Annotated in this window: 9 protein-coding genes and 1 pseudogene; 5 read left to right on the top strand and 5 right to left on the bottom strand. The window is 67.4% G+C overall.

What is annotated here, in order from left to right; all coding sequences use genetic code 11:
- Window positions 1–186: 186 nt before the first annotated feature.
- A complete protein-coding gene (locus tag IB259_RS14220; protein WP_175161368.1) occupies window positions 187–2,706 on the top strand; it encodes an AsmA family protein in 2,520 nt (839 codons plus the stop codon).
- Entirely contained in the window at window positions 2,703–3,089 is a 387-nt protein-coding gene (locus tag IB259_RS14215; protein ID WP_054451940.1) for an MOSC N-terminal beta barrel domain-containing protein, read from the top strand. Before IB259_RS14220 ends, IB259_RS14215 begins: the two co-directional genes overlap by 4 nt.
- 22 nt (window positions 3,090–3,111) lie before the next feature.
- Here IB259_RS14215 and IB259_RS14210 read toward each other — a convergent pair whose 3' ends face one another.
- The 4 genes from IB259_RS14210 to rsmD form a co-directional block, all read right to left on the bottom strand.
- The gene (locus IB259_RS14210) at window positions 3,112–4,335 is read right to left on the bottom strand and encodes a benzoate/H(+) symporter BenE family transporter (RefSeq protein WP_175161370.1); all 1,224 of its coding nucleotides are present in this window, start codon (window positions 4,333–4,335) and stop codon (window positions 3,112–3,114) included.
- Window positions 4,332–4,583 carry a YfhL family 4Fe-4S dicluster ferredoxin gene (locus IB259_RS14205; RefSeq protein WP_042795127.1) on the bottom strand — a complete coding sequence of 84 codons (252 nt, stop codon included), beginning with the start codon at window positions 4,581–4,583 and terminating at the stop codon, window positions 4,332–4,334. Before IB259_RS14205 ends, IB259_RS14210 begins: the two co-directional genes overlap by 4 nt.
- A gap of 125 nt (window positions 4,584–4,708) precedes the next feature.
- A complete protein-coding gene (gene coaD, locus IB259_RS14200; protein WP_013396175.1) occupies window positions 4,709–5,212 on the bottom strand; it encodes a pantetheine-phosphate adenylyltransferase in 504 nt (167 codons plus the stop codon).
- A 58-nt stretch (window positions 5,213–5,270) separates the two neighbouring features.
- Window positions 5,271–5,837 carry a 16S rRNA (guanine(966)-N(2))-methyltransferase RsmD gene (rsmD, locus tag IB259_RS14195; RefSeq protein WP_054451938.1) on the bottom strand — a complete coding sequence of 189 codons (567 nt, stop codon included), beginning with the start codon at window positions 5,835–5,837 and terminating at the stop codon, window positions 5,271–5,273.
- Between rsmD and ftsY the strand changes: the two genes are divergently transcribed.
- A complete protein-coding gene (gene ftsY, locus IB259_RS14190; RefSeq protein ID WP_054451937.1) occupies window positions 5,836–7,215 on the top strand; it encodes a signal recognition particle-docking protein FtsY in 1,380 nt (459 codons plus the stop codon). The two genes, rsmD and ftsY, sit on opposite strands and share 2 nt — an antisense overlap.
- A 78-nt stretch (window positions 7,216–7,293) precedes the next feature.
- Here ftsY and IB259_RS14185 read toward each other — a convergent pair whose 3' ends face one another.
- Window positions 7,294–8,952: a CYTH and CHAD domain-containing protein gene (locus tag IB259_RS14185; RefSeq protein WP_119449619.1), complete on the bottom strand. Its 1,659-nt coding sequence runs from the start codon at window positions 8,950–8,952 to the stop codon at window positions 7,294–7,296.
- A gap of 331 nt (window positions 8,953–9,283) precedes the next feature.
- Between IB259_RS14185 and IB259_RS31235 the strand changes: the two are divergent.
- Both IB259_RS31235 and IB259_RS31000 read left to right on the top strand, forming a co-directional pair.
- A pseudogene (locus IB259_RS31235) lies at window positions 9,284–9,412 on the top strand (ESPR domain-containing protein); the annotation flags it as partial.
- Complete coding sequence (locus IB259_RS31000; RefSeq protein WP_255509551.1) at window positions 9,413–15,235, top strand: autotransporter domain-containing protein; 5,823 nt, start codon at window positions 9,413–9,415, stop codon at window positions 15,233–15,235.
- The last annotated feature ends 25 nt before the right edge of the window (window positions 15,236–15,260 follow it).

The following is a 15,260-nucleotide window of genomic DNA, read 5'->3' as shown; positions in this document are numbered from 1 at the left end:
TCAGGCTTTCCTTGGCAGATTCCATTTTCGGCGCCGCAGCCCCAGGCTCGGCAAGAGAGCGGGCACGCCCTGAAAGGCCGTGGCTACATGGGCCTGGCGGTTTTTCCGCAGCTAAAGCACCTTCCGCGCGCCCGGCGCAGCGGACGGCATTCAAGGATTTCCAGTCGAGGTACCGACGGGGCAGCAATGAAAACGTGGTTCAAGCGCATTTTGATAGGCCTGGTAGTGTTGGTTGTCGTGGCCGTCGTTGGCCTGGCCATCTTCTTGCTGACATTCGACCCCAACGCGTACAAGTACAAGCTGGAAGAGCTTGTCCAGCAACGCTACCAACGCACGCTGACGATAGACGGCGAGATCGAGTTGTCGCTCTTCCCGCGCATCGGGCTGTCGGTGCAGGGCGTGTCGCTGTCCGAGCCGGACAGCTCCGAAACCTTCGCCTCCATCGATAGCACCCGTCTGGCGGTCGCGGTGTGGCCGCTGCTGTCCAACAGCTTCGTGGTGGACCACGTCGCGATCACCGGTTTCAAGGCCCGTGTGGTGCGGGACAAGCAGGGCCATTTCAATTTCAGCAATCTCGTGGGCGGCACCGCGCCGATCACGGCGGCGCCGGCCAATCCGGCTGAAGCCTTGGCGGGCGCGGCGCAGAGCGCGGTGCAGGCCATCGCCAACGGCAACCTGCCGCAGCCGCGCAACAACATGCAGATCGACATCGCCGGGCTGGACCTGAAGGACGGCCAGGTGCAGCTGCAGGACGAGATCACGGGCATGGCGGTGGCGGTCACCAAGATCAACGCCAACACCGGCCGCGTCACCTTCAATCAACCGTTCGATGTGCGCATGACCGCACGCGTCGAGGGTGGCGATCCGCGCGTGGACGCCAATTTGACCGGCCAGGCCCTGCTTACGCTGGATCCGTCGGCCAAGCGCTACGCCGCGCAGAAGCTGGACCTGCGCATGGACGGCAAGCTGCCGGGGGCCGAAGCCAAGAGCCTGGCCATGCGCGGCAATCTGGCCTTCAACGGCCAGAAGTCGGCGTTGGACATCGCCGGCCTGGAAGTCGTGTTCCAGGGCGACGTCACCGATCCCGCTGCGCGCGCGACCAATGTGGATGCCAGCGTGGCCATTCCCAAGCTGGCGATCGACCCGCATAAGAGCCAGCTGCAGATCGAGAAACTGGCGATACGCGCCAAGGGCGGCGTGGCCGATGGTCCCTTCGAATTCGCCGTGGACGCGCCCGCGCTCAATATCTCTCCGGCGTCGGCCACGGGTGAGGCGCTGACGGGCCGCGTGCGCATCAGCGGCCTGGACGCGAGTTTCGGCTTGAACGGCATCAGCGGCAACGCCGGTGAGCTGGAGATCAAGGAAGCCAAGCTGGACAGCACGTCCAAGAATGGCGAACGGATCGTCAAGCTGAACTTCGCCTCGCCGCTGTCCTTGAACCTGTTGCAGCGCAGCGGCGGCCTGTCCGGTTTGCGTGGCGACGTCAACATCACCGATCCCGGACTGCCCAAGGGCAGCCTGCAGATTCCCGTGATCGGCAGCGTGACCGCGGATCTGCTGAAGGATCAGGCCACGAGCAAGATCAACGCCGTGCTGGAAGGCGGCAAGTTCGATCTGAGCGCGGACATTACCAAGCTGAGCGATGCGCCCAAGGTGAATTTCGCGCTGGTGGTGGATACGCTGGACCTGGACAAGCTGGTGCCGCCGGTTGCGGCAACGCCCGCGCAGCCGGCGCCCAAGCAGCCGGCCGAAGCCAAGAAGGAAGACGGCAAGCCCGCGCAGCCTGCAGCCCCTGCGGCGCCTGCCAAACCTGCCGACGACACGATCGACCTGTCTGCGCTGATCGGTCCCAGCGTCAATGGCACGATCAAGGTTGGCAAGCTGGTCGTGCGCGGCCTGAAGGCCGACGACGTCGGCGCCGCGGTCAAGCTGGACAAGGGCAAGCTGGATATCTCCAGCCTGACTGCCGGCCTGTACGGCGGCAAGCTGGCGGGCACTTTGTCGGTGGACGCCGCGCAGGGTAACCAGCTGGCCACCAAGATGTCGCTGGCCGGTATCGCCATCGAACCGTTCCTGATGGACCTGGCGCGCCAGAACGTGCTGAGCGGTACGGGCAGCCTTGCGCTGGACCTGAAGACAGCCGGCGCCAATGCCTACGCCATGAAGAGCGGCCTGGGCGGCACCATGCAATTGCGCCTGCGCGATGGCGCGGTCAAGGGCATCAACCTGACGCAGACGCTGCGCGAACTGAAGGCCGCCTTCAAACCGGAATCGCAGAATGAAACCGTCGCGTCCGACACCAGCAAGCAGACGGAATTCTCCGAGATGGACGCCGACCTGGCCTTCACCAAGGGCGTGGCCGCGGTCAAGCGCCTGAACGTGGTGTCGCCCCTGTTGCGCGTGACGCAGGGCGATCCGGCCACCATTGACTTCGTCAAGAGCGAATTGGACCTGGTGGCGCGAGCCCGCGTCGTCAATCCGGCAGCCGATCCGGAAGGCAAGGAACTGCTAGACCTGAAGGACGTGACCATCCCCGTGCACGTCAAGGGACCGTTCGACAAGCCGACCTATACCGTGCTCTGGAAGGACGCCATCGGCGGCATTCTCCAGCGCAGCCTGGAAAACAAGCTTCGCGAAGCGGTGACGGGCAAGGGCAAGGGCGGCGCTGCCGTCGACAAGGCTTTGAAGGGACTGCTGGGCAAATGAACGCCGAGAACTTCCAACCCGTGGCCGAGTGCGGCGTCACCACGCAGGCCGAGGCCGCGGGCTATCACCGGCAATGGCTGGTCGCCAACGATTCCGGGCAGTGGCTGAACCGCAGCCTGTGTCCGCGGCTGGCCGACGTTTCGGTCGAGCTGCGGCTGGGCTACCTGGTGCTGAAGGCGCCTGGCATGCTGCGCATGGACATTCCGCTGGACGTCATCGAAGACGACGACAGCGTGCGCTACAGCATGAAGGTGGGCGAGCAGGTGGTGGACGTGATCGACGAAGGGGAACTGGCCGCGGCCTGGATTTCCAACTTCGTCCAGGTGCCTTGCCGCATCATGAAGGTGCATCCCGATACGCCCGTGGCCGCCTGGCCGGCCTGAGCGGGCCGGGCGCAAGGGCCGTTCAAGCCTGAGCGCCAGAGCGCTTGAATTCGAAAGCCGCGTGGGCCAGCAGGCCTGCCAGAAGGCCCCAGAAGGCCGATCCGATACCCCAGAAACTGAAGCCAGATGCCGTGGCCAGCAGCGTGATGAGCGCGGCTTCGCGGCGTTGCGGGTTGGCCATGGCCGCGGCCATGCCGCCCATGATGGTGCCCAGCAGCGCCAGCCCGGCCAGCGCGGCCAGCAGGGCGGCGGGCAAGGCCTGGAAGAACACGGCCACGGCGCCGGCTACGACGCTCAGCACGACGTAGCCCAGGCCGTAGGTGGCCGCGGCGATGTAGCGCTTGGACGGGTCCGGATGCGCTTCGGGACCGGTGCAGATGGCCGCGCTGATGGCGCCCATCGTGACGCTGTGCGCGCCGAAGGGCGCGGCCAGCAGGCCCAGCAGGCCGGTGGCCGCCACCAGGCGCGAGGCGGGCGGCTGGTAGCCCGCCGCTTGCAGGATGGCCAGGCCGGGAAGGTTCTGCGAGGCCATCGCGACCACGAAAAGCGGAATGCCCAGGCTGACCGCGGCCTGCGCGCTGAAGGCGGGCGTGGTCCAGACGAATTCGGTGAGGCGCCAGTCCAGCAGGTCCAGCTGGATCAGGTTCAGGCCGAAGGCGATGGCGATGGCCACCAGCATGACGACCAGCACCGCGTAGCGCGGCGCCCAGCGCCGGCACAGCAGATAGGCGACGCACATCGCCAGCACCAGCGCGGGCTGCTGCTTGATGTTGCTGAAGACGCCCATGCCGAAGTTGAGCAGCACGCCCGCCAGCATGGCCGCGGCGATTTCGCCGGGGATGCGGCGCAGGATGGGATCGATCCAGCCGAACAGGCCGCAGGCCAACGTCAGCGCGGCGGCCAGGATGAAGGCGCCGATTGCCTCATTGAAGGGAACGCCGGCCAGCGCGGTGACCAGCAGCGCCGCGCCAGGCGTGGACCAGGCCATGACGATGGGCAGGCCCGTGCGCAGGCTGTACAAGGCGCCGCCCAGACCGAACGCCAGGCTGAGCGAGCCGATCCAGGAGCCGATGTGCGCCGAATCCAGGCCCGCGGTATGGCCTGCCTGCACCATCAGCACGGCAGTGCCGCCGAAGCTGACCAGCACGGCGACGAGGCCGGCGGCGATGGCCGATGCGGACAGGTCGCGGCGGGCGTGGTGGCGGGAAGGAGGGAGGTTGATGCTGGACTGCGCGGCGTCGCTCATGCGGCACCGGTCAGGCGACGGTATTTGGCCATGAGCTGTTCCTGGCCTTCATTCCATTGCGGGTGCAGCTCGATGCACTCCACGGGGCACACGACCTTGCATTGCGGCTCGTCGTGATGGCCCACGCATTCGGTGCACCGGTCAGGGTCGATGACGTAATAGTCCTCGCCCATGGAGATTGCTTCGTTCGGGCACTGGGGCTCGCAAACGTCGCAATTGATGCATTCTTCGGTGATGGTCAGGGCCATGGCGGGCTGCGGTATGGGGCGGGTAGGGCTAAGCGCATTGTACCGCCGCCGCGCGCCCGGGCCGCGCAGCGCAAGAAGGGCGCTTTGCGCGCCCTTCGAGGGTGGAGCAATACCTGCGGCGGGGCTCAGCCCGGCCAGGACTGTTCGCGGCGTTCCTTGGCTTTTTCCTGGAGCCAGCGCTCGACGGATGGGAACACGAACTTGCTCACGTCGCCGCCCAACTGCGCGATCTCGCGCACGATGGTGCCGGAGATGAATTGGTACTGGTCCGAGGGCGTCATGAACAGCGTTTCGACATCGGGCAGCAGATGGCGGTTCATGCCGGCCATCTGGAATTCGTACTCGAAGTCGGACACGGCTCGCAGGCCGCGCACGATCACGCGCCCGCCCTGGTCGCGCACAAAGTCCTTGAGCAGGCCGCCGAAGCTTTGCACTTCCACGTTGGGATAGTGTCCCAGCACTTCGCGCGCGATTTCCACGCGCTCGTCGATGCTGAAGAAGGGCTTCTTGTTGCGGCTAATGGCGATCCCGACCACGACTTTGTCGAAAAGCGTGGCGGCACGGCGGACCAGATCCTCGTGGCCTCTGGTCAGCGGGTCGAAAGTGCCGGGATATACAGCGGTGATCATACGAGCTCCGTACCGTTATTTGTGGTTTACACCATCCTCCGAAGCTCGGATTATTGACCTATTTGCGCAATGCAGCAAATTCCAGCAGGTGGTAGTGGACCGCGCCTGCCTTGTCCTGCCGCAAGATCGTGAATCCTTCGGGGGCTTCGATGGGGCTTTCCGCCTCTACGTAGACTAGCCCATGCTCGGTCAGAATGCCTGGCAGAATCGGCCACAGGCGCGGCAGCCAGCCTTGGCCGAAAGGCGGATCCAGCAGGATCAGGTCAAATCGGGACGCATCCATGCGCTCGGCGACCTGCATGGCGTCGCCCACGTGGATGCGTATCATGTCGGCTTTGAGCTTGTCGCGCAGTGTCCGCAGCGCGGACGCGGCGGTCTTGTCCCGCTCGACCATCTGTACATGCGCCACGCCGCGCGAGGCCGCCTCGAAGCCCAAGGCGCCGCTGCCGGCGAATAGATCCAGCACCTGCTTGTCGGCGAACTCGCCGCCCCACAGGTGATTGAGCCAGTTGAACAGCGTCTCGCGCACCCGGTCGGGCGTGGGGCGCAGCGTCTCCACGTCGGGCACGGCAATGGGGGTGCGTCTGTATTGGCCCCCGACGATACGAATATACTTGTTACCCATGTTTAGCCGCTTCTTCAAGAAAAAATCCCCTCCGCCCGCCGCGCCGGTTCAACCCGCGCCGCCGCCGGAGGCTGCAGACGCCGTAGCCGCGCCTGCCGAGCCCGCCGCCGTCCCGGTCACTCCCGCGCCGCCGGCGCCTGTGGCCGCCGAACCGCGCCGCGAACCGAGCATTGACCCGGGCGTCGCCGCACCGGCGGCACCGCCCGTTGTGGCGCCTGTTGCTGCGCCGCATGAGGCGCCGGCCGTGACGCCCGCGCCGGTTGCGCCGACACCCGCTACGGTATCGGCGCCAGCGCCTGTTCCGGCGCCAGCGCCGGCCCCGGCATTGGCCCCCGCTCCTGTCGCGGCGCCCGCGCCGGTGGTGGCAACGCAAGCTCCGATCGCCGCTCCCGCGCCGGTTGCGGCTCCGGTGGCTCCGGCTGCGGCGCCGGCCCCAGCCCCCGAGCCCGCCGCCGAAGCCCCCAAGAAGGCTTCCTGGCTGTCCCGCTTGAAGCAAGGCCTGTCGCGTACGGGCCAGAGCATCGGCGGGATCTTCATCGGCGTGAAGGTCGACGAGAACCTGTTCGAGGAACTCGAATCGGCGCTCATTATGGCCGATGCGGGCCTGGAGGCCACGGAAAAGCTCCTGACGGCGCTGCGCGCGCGGGTCAAGAAGGAACGCATCGAGGACCCCGCCAAGGTCAAGGCGGCCTTGCGCCAACTGCTGGCCGACCACCTGCGCCCGCTGGAGCGCGCCTTCGACCTGAAGCGCACGCAACCCCTGGTCGTCATGATCGCCGGCGTCAACGGCGCCGGCAAGACCACTTCCATCGGCAAGCTGGCCCACACCTTCCAGCGCCAGGGCGCCAGCGTGCTGCTGGCCGCGGGCGACACGTTCCGCGCCGCCGCGCGCGAGCAGCTCATCGAATGGGGCAGCCGCAACAACGTGACGGTGATCTCGCAGGACGGCGGCGATCCGGCAGCTGTGGCGTTCGATGCGGTCAACGCCGGCCGCGCGCGCGGCATGGGCGTGGTGATGGTGGATACCGCGGGCCGCCTGCCCACGCAGCTGCACCTGATGGAAGAGCTGAAGAAGATCCGCCGCGTCATCGGCAAGGCGGACGCCGCCGCGCCGCACGAAGTGCTGCTGGTGGTGGACGGCAATACCGGCCAGAACGCCCTGGCGCAGATCCGCGCCTTCGATGCCGCCATCAATCTGACCGGCCTGGTCGTGACCAAGCTGGACGGCACCGCCAAGGGCGGCACGCTGGCAGCCGTGGCCGCGGGCAGCCAGGGCGTGCGCCCGATCCCGGTGTACTGGATCGGCGTGGGCGAAAGCCTGGAAGACCTGCAGCCCTTCGTGGCCGACGAGTTCGCCGGGGCTTTGCTGGCGGATTGAGGTCCGTGGGTCCGGCGCGCATGCGCCGGAAAAAACAAAGGGACGGCGCATGCCGTCCCTTTTGCGTTCAAGCCCGCGTCACTTCCAGAATGGCTTGCTGGCGGCCAGATCGTCGAACGCTTGCTGCGCGTCGTCCGCCAGTTCTTCCAGGCGCGCGCTGATCCAGCCCAGGGCGAACCAGGCTTGCGGATGGGTGGCGGTACACGACTCGTAGTAGTCCTTGGCCACTGCCAGGTCGTTGATTTCGCCCAGCACGTCCTGCACGCGCGACAGCAGCTTGCGATAGCCGCGCAGTTTGCCCGCGGGCAGCAGCGACTCGGCGAATGCCAGGCTGTACCGCAGCCGTTTGCCGCGCTTGCGCAGTTCGTGGCGCGTGGGAATGTCGAGCGTCGCGAATTGCGTGCCCTGGTCGGCCACCTTGCTGTGCCAGCGGTGCAGGCGCCGCGCAAGCTGCTTGTGCAGGCGCTGCGGATCGGGTTCGGGCGCCAGCATCGGAATGATGGTGGGTTTGACGCTGGGCGCCGCCACGCCGCCTTCCAGCCGGATGGCGGGCTCGGGCGCGGCGTCGCTGGGGGTGCCGTTGGCTATCGTCTGGCCTTCCGCGGACGGCAGGGCCGGCGGCACGTCCAGGCTCCATTCCAGCAGCTCCAGCATCCAGGCCTGGAAGGCCTTGCCGCCGGCGATGCTGCGCGCGTCCTGTTCCGGGGGCGCGGCTTCCATGGGGATGACCGGCATGCCTGCGCGCATCAGCGCGGGCGCCACGGTTTCGTTCAGCACGTCCTGGTCGCGGTTGGCGCCGAAGGCGGCGAAGTGCGTGCGCACGCCTTGCAGCAGAGTGTCTGGAATCGGTGCGATCCAGCCGTCGAACAGCTTCCAGGCCGAACGCAGCCGGCGCACGCCCACGCGCAGCTGATGCACGTGTTCGGAGTTGCCGGCGCGGTAGACGCCCTCGGTGTCGACCTCGGCCAGCACCGAGGCGTTGCGCGCGATCTGGTCCAGGCATTCCGCCGCGATGCGCGCCATGGCCTGGGGCGCCGTCATGTCTTCGCGCAGCTTGACCGATGCGGCGCCGCGCGGCGCCCAGAACTGGGCGATGGCTTGGGCGCGGCGGGCTTCGAGGTCATCGCCCGGAATGGCGTCTGCATCTGCCAGGCGCTGAGCCAACTGGGCCAGCGCATCGCCGCGTTCGGACTTGCTGCGCGGGTCCAGCACCAGGCTGTGGCGCTGCTGCCAGCCGCGAGCCGCCGCGAAGATAGCGGCGGGGCGGCCCGACACCAGTTCGAATTCCAGTTCGGAGATGGGCAGCTCCAGCGCGCCGGCGCGCAGGATGCCGGTGTCATAGGCCAGTTCCACCGTGCCGTAGCGCGTGCGGACCTTGCGCAGGAGCCGCTGCACATCGGTTTCATAACGCAGGCCCAGTTCGCCCTTGATGGCTGCCAGCGCGGCTTCGACCTCGGTGCCGGCATACACCGACAGGTCCAGCACCGGGCCCGGCCGCGGGTGATTGAGTTCGATGCGCGTGATGGCATTGATGCCAGGCATCTTCAGCGTCTGCACCCAGTCGCGGCCTTCCTGGCGCAGCCGGATGGCGATGCGCGCCCGCGCAAGTTCGCGTTCCGGCGTATCGAAATACATGGCGTGCAGGCGGATGCGGGTCGCCTCGCGCTGCTTGACCTCTCGGAGCACCGCCTGGCGCGAGGCCGCAGGCACGTGCAGTTTCAATTCCTGTTCCGACATGGCGGCGGGCGTCCAACGGCAAAAGCCGAGATCTTAATCAAACGGGGCGGGCGATTTGATGACCGGTCATATTTATTTCACATGGAGCATAAACGTGTTTGCGGCGCATCAACAACCGGGTGAGCAGCCTTGCCCGCAAGCCAGGGGGAGACGCTGGCAGCCGCATGCCGAAGCGTTGGCCGGCTTCGTTCAATTACCAAGTTTCAGTGATATGCAATGTTACGAATCGCTTTTCTAATTGTAATTGGCGGGTAACGCGCTTCGCGGCCCCGGCTTCTACCCGCGTCTGCCCGGCAACTGTTCGTGCGGGCCCCGATTACATAAGAGCCCAATGAATCATACGTATCGCATCGTCTTCAACCGCAGCGCAGGCTTGTGGAAAGTGGTAAGTGAAAATGCTCGCGGGCAGGGCAAGGGCGGTTGCCGCAGGGGGCGATCCGCGCGCGGAAGCCTGCCGTTGATGGCGATGTTGCTGGTTGCCCTGGGCACGGCCAGCGAAACACAAGCGGGGCCGCTGGTCTCCTTCACGGGCGATACCACGGTCGGATCCATGTCAAGCCCGAAGATTACGGTCTTCGTCCCGCTCTCCGTGGGTATATTCGGCGTGGGAACAGTGACTATCGCCGATGGCGGCGAGCTGTTGATGTCGCTCGGCAACACAGTGTCTCTGGCCGACTCGGCCTCGGCGGACGGCACGATCAACATCGGCGCGGCTCCCGGCGCCGCGCCCGCGGGCGCTGGTTTCCTGGTAACGCAGCGACTCGCGTTCGGCGCGGGTACCGGCACGCTGAATTTCAACACCAACAACCTCTACGACTTCGGCGCGGCGCTGGTCAGCAGCGCGGCGGGCACGCACCAGCTCAATCACTATGCCGGCTCCACGCGGCTGTCCGGTAATAGTTCAGGCTTCGTCGGCAACACCACCGTCACGGGCGGGAACCTGCAGATCCTCAACGTTCTGGGTACCGCGGAAGGACGTATCGATGCCGGGCAAGCTCCCGGCGCCACGGCCCGGGTCAGCGTGTTCAGCCCCGGCTCGACCTGGGCGCTGACGGACAACCTTTTTGTCGGCGGCGCCGGACCCGGAGAGCTGAGCATCTTCAGTAGCGGCACGGTCTCGAACCAGTTTGCGACGGTGGATGCCCGGCAGAATGACGCGGCGAAAGTGACGGTTTCCGATGTCGGGTCGCTCTGGAGCAATCGCGCGGTGCTGCTGGTTGGTTCGGAAGGCGGGAGGGGCAGCGTGTCGATCCTGGCGGGGGGATATGCGACCAGCGTCGATGGCGTTGTCGGGCGCATCCAGAACGGCAATGGCGCCTTCCTGGTGTCGGGGCGCGGTTCAACCTGGATCAATAACGGCGAGCTCAGGGTGGGCGATGTGTCCGGTCAGGGCACACTGACCATCGAATCGGGGGGCTTCGTCTCGAACAAAGACAGCTATGTGGGCAGCATGAGCGGTAGCGGCAACGTTGTTGTCCGCGGCGCCGGCTCCATCTGGGACAACAGCGGCGCGATGACCCTGGGATTTGGCGTGGGAACGGGGGCGGGCAGCCTGACGATCGCGCAAGGCGGCACAGTGAGCGTTGGCGCGAGCGGCGGAGGGGCCGTGTCCCTGGCGCAGGACCGGTTTCTTTTCTTTCCCACCACCGGCACGATCAATATCGGCGCGGCGGCGGGGCAGCCGGCCGTAGGCGCCGGCACGCTCAACGCCAGCGCAATCCAGTTCGGCGCCGGCATTGCCACCGTGAACTTCAACCATACCGAGTCCGCCTACACGTTTTCGACGCCGCTGTTGAGCACAGGCGCCGGTTCACATAGTCTGAACCAGATCGCCGGCACCACGTTGCTGACGGGCGCCAATAGCTCATTCCGGGGCAGGACCACGGTGTCGGGCGGCAAGCTGGTGGTGCTGGGCCAGTTGGGAGGTTCGGCCGCCGTCACGGGCGGGGTCTTGCAGTACGGAGACGGCGCCACGGGCGCGGCCAACACCCTGAGCGGCAACCTGAATGTCTCAGGCACCGGCAGCACGCTGGCGGTGCATCGGGGCGCCACGCTGGCGGTCACGGGCGACATGGAAATGGCCGATGGCACCGTGCTGGACTTGATGGCCGGCACGGGCAGCCCGCTGTTGCAGGCAAACAAGGTCACGTTGGGCGATGGCGTGGTGTTCAGGCTGAGCGGCATCGCCGACAAGAACGCGCTCGATACCGTGTTGATCGAGGCGCCCACAGGCGGCATCGACGGTGATTTCGGCGCCGTCAACGTGGGCGGCTTTACCGGAGAGGTCGACTATCTCACCGTCAACACACGCAAGTCCGCGGACAACAAGCAGTACCTCGCCACCTACGGCCTGAGCTGGACCGCCAACAACAACCTGGCCCATGGCACTTTCACGCTGGCCGATGCGTCGAACCGGTTCACGCTGGGGGTGCCGCTTTCCGACCAGGCAGCCAATGCCGCCGCCGGTTGGGACGGCAAGAGCTTGACCAAGGCCGGCGCGGGCACGCTGGTGCTGCAAGGCGCCAACACGTACAGCGGCGGCACGGCCATCCTGGGCGGCACGTTGCAGGTCGATAGCGATGCCAACCTGGGCGCTGCCGCCGGGGGACTGCGGTTTGGCGACGGTACGCTGGCGACCACCGCCAGCTTCGACACCGCGCGCGCCGTCACGCTGGCGCAGAGCGGACGTTTCGACGTGACGGCGGACACCACGCTGGGCCTGAGCGGCGCGGTGGCGGGCGCGGGAGCCCTGGTCAAGAGCGGCGCGGGCACGATGGTGTTGAGCGGCAGCAATAGCCACGGCGGGGGGACGATGATCGCCAGCGGCACGCTGCAGATCGACCGCGATGCCAACCTGGGGGCGACGGCCGGCGGCCTGGCCTTCGGTGACGGCACGCTTGCGGCCACGGCCACCTTCGACATCGCGCGCACGGTCGCCTTGGCGCAGTCGGGGCGATTCGATGTGGCCGCGGGCGCCACGCTGGGCCTGACCAGCGCGGTCTCGGGCGCGGGCGCGCTGGCCAAGAGCGGCGGCGGCACGCTGGTTCTCAGCGGTAACAACAGCTATGGCGGCGGTACGTTGATTGCAGGTGGCCGGTTGCAGGTGTCGAGCGATGCGAGCCTTGGCGCTGCGTCCGGCGGCTTGCGTTTCGACGGGGGCACCTTGGCGACCATGGGCAGTTTCGATACCGCGCGGGCGGTCGCGCTGACGCAGGCAAGCAGTTTTGACGTGGCCGCCGGCACGACGCTGGGGTTGCTCGGCGCCGTCACGGGCAGCGGCGATCTGTTCATGTCCGGCGCCGGCACGCTGCGCCTGGACAACGGGGCCAACGCCTACGGCAATACCTGGGTGCGCGCTGGCACCCTGGTCGGCCATGCCGGTTCGATCTCGGGCAACGTCGACATCAACAGCATCGGCAGGCTGGTGTTCGAGCAGACCGCCGATGCGCGCTTTGCCGGCGCCATCTCGGGCGACGGCGCGCTCGTAAAGAAGGGCGCGGGCACGCTGAGCCTGGCTGGCAACAGTTCCTCCTACTTCGGCAAGACCACGGTGTCCGGCGGAAGGCTCGTGGTGCAAGGTTCGCTGGGCGGCTCGGCCGAAGTCACGGGCGGCGTCCTGCAATATGGCGACGGCGTAGCCGGCGCAGCCAATAGTCTGACAGGGGACTTGAACGTCGGCGCAGCGGGCAGCGCCTTGTCGGTGCAGGGGCCGGCGTCGCTGGCGGTGGCGGGCAATGTCAATCTGGCGGATGGCACAGCCCTGGATATCGCAGCCGGCGCGGGCGGCCCGTCCTTGCAGGCGGGCGGGCTGACGCTGGGCGAGGGCGTCGCCTTCGCCCTCAGCGGCATAGGCAGCGCCAGCCAGCTCGACAAGGTGCTGATCGACACCCGTGGCGGCATTCGCGGCGACTTCGGGTCGGTGCGCGTGGGCGGCTTCAGCGGCGCGGTGGATTACCTCACGGTCAACACGCGCAAGTCGGCCGATGGCCTGCAATACCTCGCCAGCTACGACCTGAGCTGGACCGCCAACAACAATCTGGCGCACGGCACGTTCACGTTGAGCGATGCCGCCAACCGGTTCGTAGTCGGTGCGGATCTGGCAGACCAGGCGGCCAACGCCGCGACGGGCTGGAGCGGACGATCGCTGCTCAAGGCCGGCGCCGGCACGTTGGTCCTGAGCGGCAGCAACACCTATAGCGGCGGCACCACGATCGCCGGGGGCACGTTGCAGGTTGCAAGCGATGCGAACCTGGGCGCGGCTTCTGGCGGCGTGGCATTCGGTGGCGGCACACTGGCGGCATCGGCGTCCTTCGATACCGCGCGTGCCATGACGCTGACCCAGGCCGGGCGCTTCGAGGTGGCTGGCGGCGCAACGCTGGGGCTGGTCGGCACAGTCTTGGGCAACGCCGACCTGATCAAGACCGGAGCCGGCACGCTGCGACTGGACAACGCGGGCAACGCCTACGGCAATACCGTCATCCAGGAAGGCATGCTGATCGGCGATGTCGGGTCGATCCGGGGCAATGTCGACAACAATGGCTCCTTGGTGTTCGAACAAGGCGCGAACGCAACGTTCGGCGGCGCCATCTCCGGTGGCGGCGCGCTGGTCAAGAGCGGCGCGGGGACGCTGGCGCTGAGCGGCGACAGCTCGGGCTTTACCGGCAGCACCACGATTCAGGGCGGCCGGCTGGCCTTGAACGGCAAACTTGGCGGCGCGCTCAATATCGGCCAGGGCGGCGTGCTCGGAGGCCGCGGCACAGTGGGCTCGGGCGCTGGCTCGGTGGTGACCGTGGCGGCCGGCGGCACGCTGGCGCCAGGGAATTCCATCGGCACGCTGACCGTCGACGGCGATCTCGTCATCGAGAGCGGCGCGCGCTACGCCGTGGAAACCAATCCGCAGGGCGCCGATGCCGACCTCATCCATGTCACGGGCAATGCCACGATCAATGGCGGCTCGGTCGCGCATATCGGCATCGGCGGCGACTACGGGCTGCGTTCCGTCTACACGATACTGGCGGCCGACGGCGCCTTGTCCGGCCGGTTCGATACGGTGACGTCCGACTATGCCTTCCTGACGCCGAAACTCGGCTACGACTACGGCGCGGGCCGAGTGTCGCTGGAATTGGCGCGCAACGGCACCGCGATGGCCACGGCCGCCGACACGCGCAACCAGCGCGCGGCGGCGGGCGCCATCGACAGCATCGGCATGGCGGCGGGCAATGGGCTTTACGACGCGTTCGCCGTGCTACCGGACGACAAGGGCTTGCTGCGTTCCAGCTTCGACCAGCTATCCGGCGAAATCCACGCGTCGGCCAAGACCGTGCTGCTCGAAGACAGCCGCTATGTGCGCGACGCCGCCAGCGAGCGCCTGCGCTCGGCCGCGGGCGCGGTCGGCGCGTCGGCGACGCCGGTGCTGGCGTCCGCAGGGGGCGGCGCCCGCCTGGCTCCGGCAACGGCGACGGGGCCCGCCAGCTGGATACAGGGCCTGGGTTCCTGGCGCCAGACCGACGGCGACGGCAATGCTGCCCAGGTCAAGAGCTCGACCGGCGGCTTTCTGCTGGGCGTGGATGCGTCGGTGTCCGATGCCTGGCGGCTGGGCCTGATGGCGGGCTACACCCGCACGGATTTCGACGTGCGCGATCGCGCGTCATCGGGCGACAGCGACAACTACCATCTCGGGGCCTACGGCGGCGGCCAGTGGGGCGCGGTGGGCCTGCGCGGCGGGCTGGCCTACAGCTGGCACGACATCGCGACTCGGCGCTCGGTATCCATGCCCGGCTACTCCGACAGCCTCAAGGCCAACTACGACGGCCGCACCGTCCAGGCGTTTGCCGACCTCAGCTATCGCATCGACACGCGCGTCGCTGCGCTGGAGCCGTTCGCCAACCTGGCCTACGTCAACCTCAAGACCGACGGCTACAGCGAGAGCGGCGGCGCGGCGGCGCTGCGCGCAAACAGCCAGACCACCGAGACCACGTACACGACACTGGGTTCGCGGCTCATGTCCAGCTTCGAACTGGGCGGCGCGCAAGCCACGGCTCGCGGATCGCTGGGCTGGCGCTACGCCTTCGGCGACTTGAAGCCCGCCGCCACCCAGGCTTTCGCGGCGGGCGATGCCTTTACCGTGGCCGGCGTGCCCATCGCGAAGAACAGCGCGGTGCTGGAGGCGGGGCTGGATGTGCAGGTTTCGCGCAAGGTGTCGTTCGATCTGTCCTACCAAGGACAGCTCGCCAGCGGGGCGCAAGATCACGGCGTCAGGGCAGGGGTGAGCGTGCGGTTCTGATTCATCAGCCCCCCAAAAAAAACCG

This window comes from Achromobacter sp. ACM04 (assembly GCF_014851465.1).
Taxonomy (GTDB): domain Bacteria; phylum Pseudomonadota; class Gammaproteobacteria; order Burkholderiales; family Burkholderiaceae_B; genus Achromobacter; species Achromobacter aegrifaciens.
This window is presented reverse-complemented; position numbering and strand designations above follow the sequence as displayed.

Coding starts and splice junctions, on each gene's coding strand:
- IB259_RS14205 (WP_042795127.1), bottom strand. CDS start 4,583: ATGGCCCTGACCATCACCGAAGAATGCATCAATTGCGACGTTTGCGAG.
- IB259_RS31000 (WP_255509551.1), top strand. CDS start 9,413: ATGGCGATGTTGCTGGTTGCCCTGGGCACGGCCAGCGAAACACAAGCG.
- IB259_RS14215 (WP_054451940.1), top strand. CDS start 2,703: ATGAACGCCGAGAACTTCCAACCCGTGGCCGAGTGCGGCGTCACCACG.
- rsmD (WP_054451938.1), bottom strand. CDS start 5,837: ATGGGTAACAAGTATATTCGTATCGTCGGGGGCCAATACAGACGCACC.
- IB259_RS14210 (WP_175161370.1), bottom strand. CDS start 4,335: ATGAGCGACGCCGCGCAGTCCAGCATCAACCTCCCTCCTTCCCGCCAC.
- IB259_RS14220 (WP_175161368.1), top strand. CDS start 187: ATGAAAACGTGGTTCAAGCGCATTTTGATAGGCCTGGTAGTGTTGGTT.
- ftsY (WP_054451937.1), top strand. CDS start 5,836: ATGTTTAGCCGCTTCTTCAAGAAAAAATCCCCTCCGCCCGCCGCGCCG.
- coaD (WP_013396175.1), bottom strand. CDS start 5,212: ATGATCACCGCTGTATATCCCGGCACTTTCGACCCGCTGACCAGAGGC.
- IB259_RS14185 (WP_119449619.1), bottom strand. CDS start 8,952: ATGTCGGAACAGGAATTGAAACTGCACGTGCCTGCGGCCTCGCGCCAG.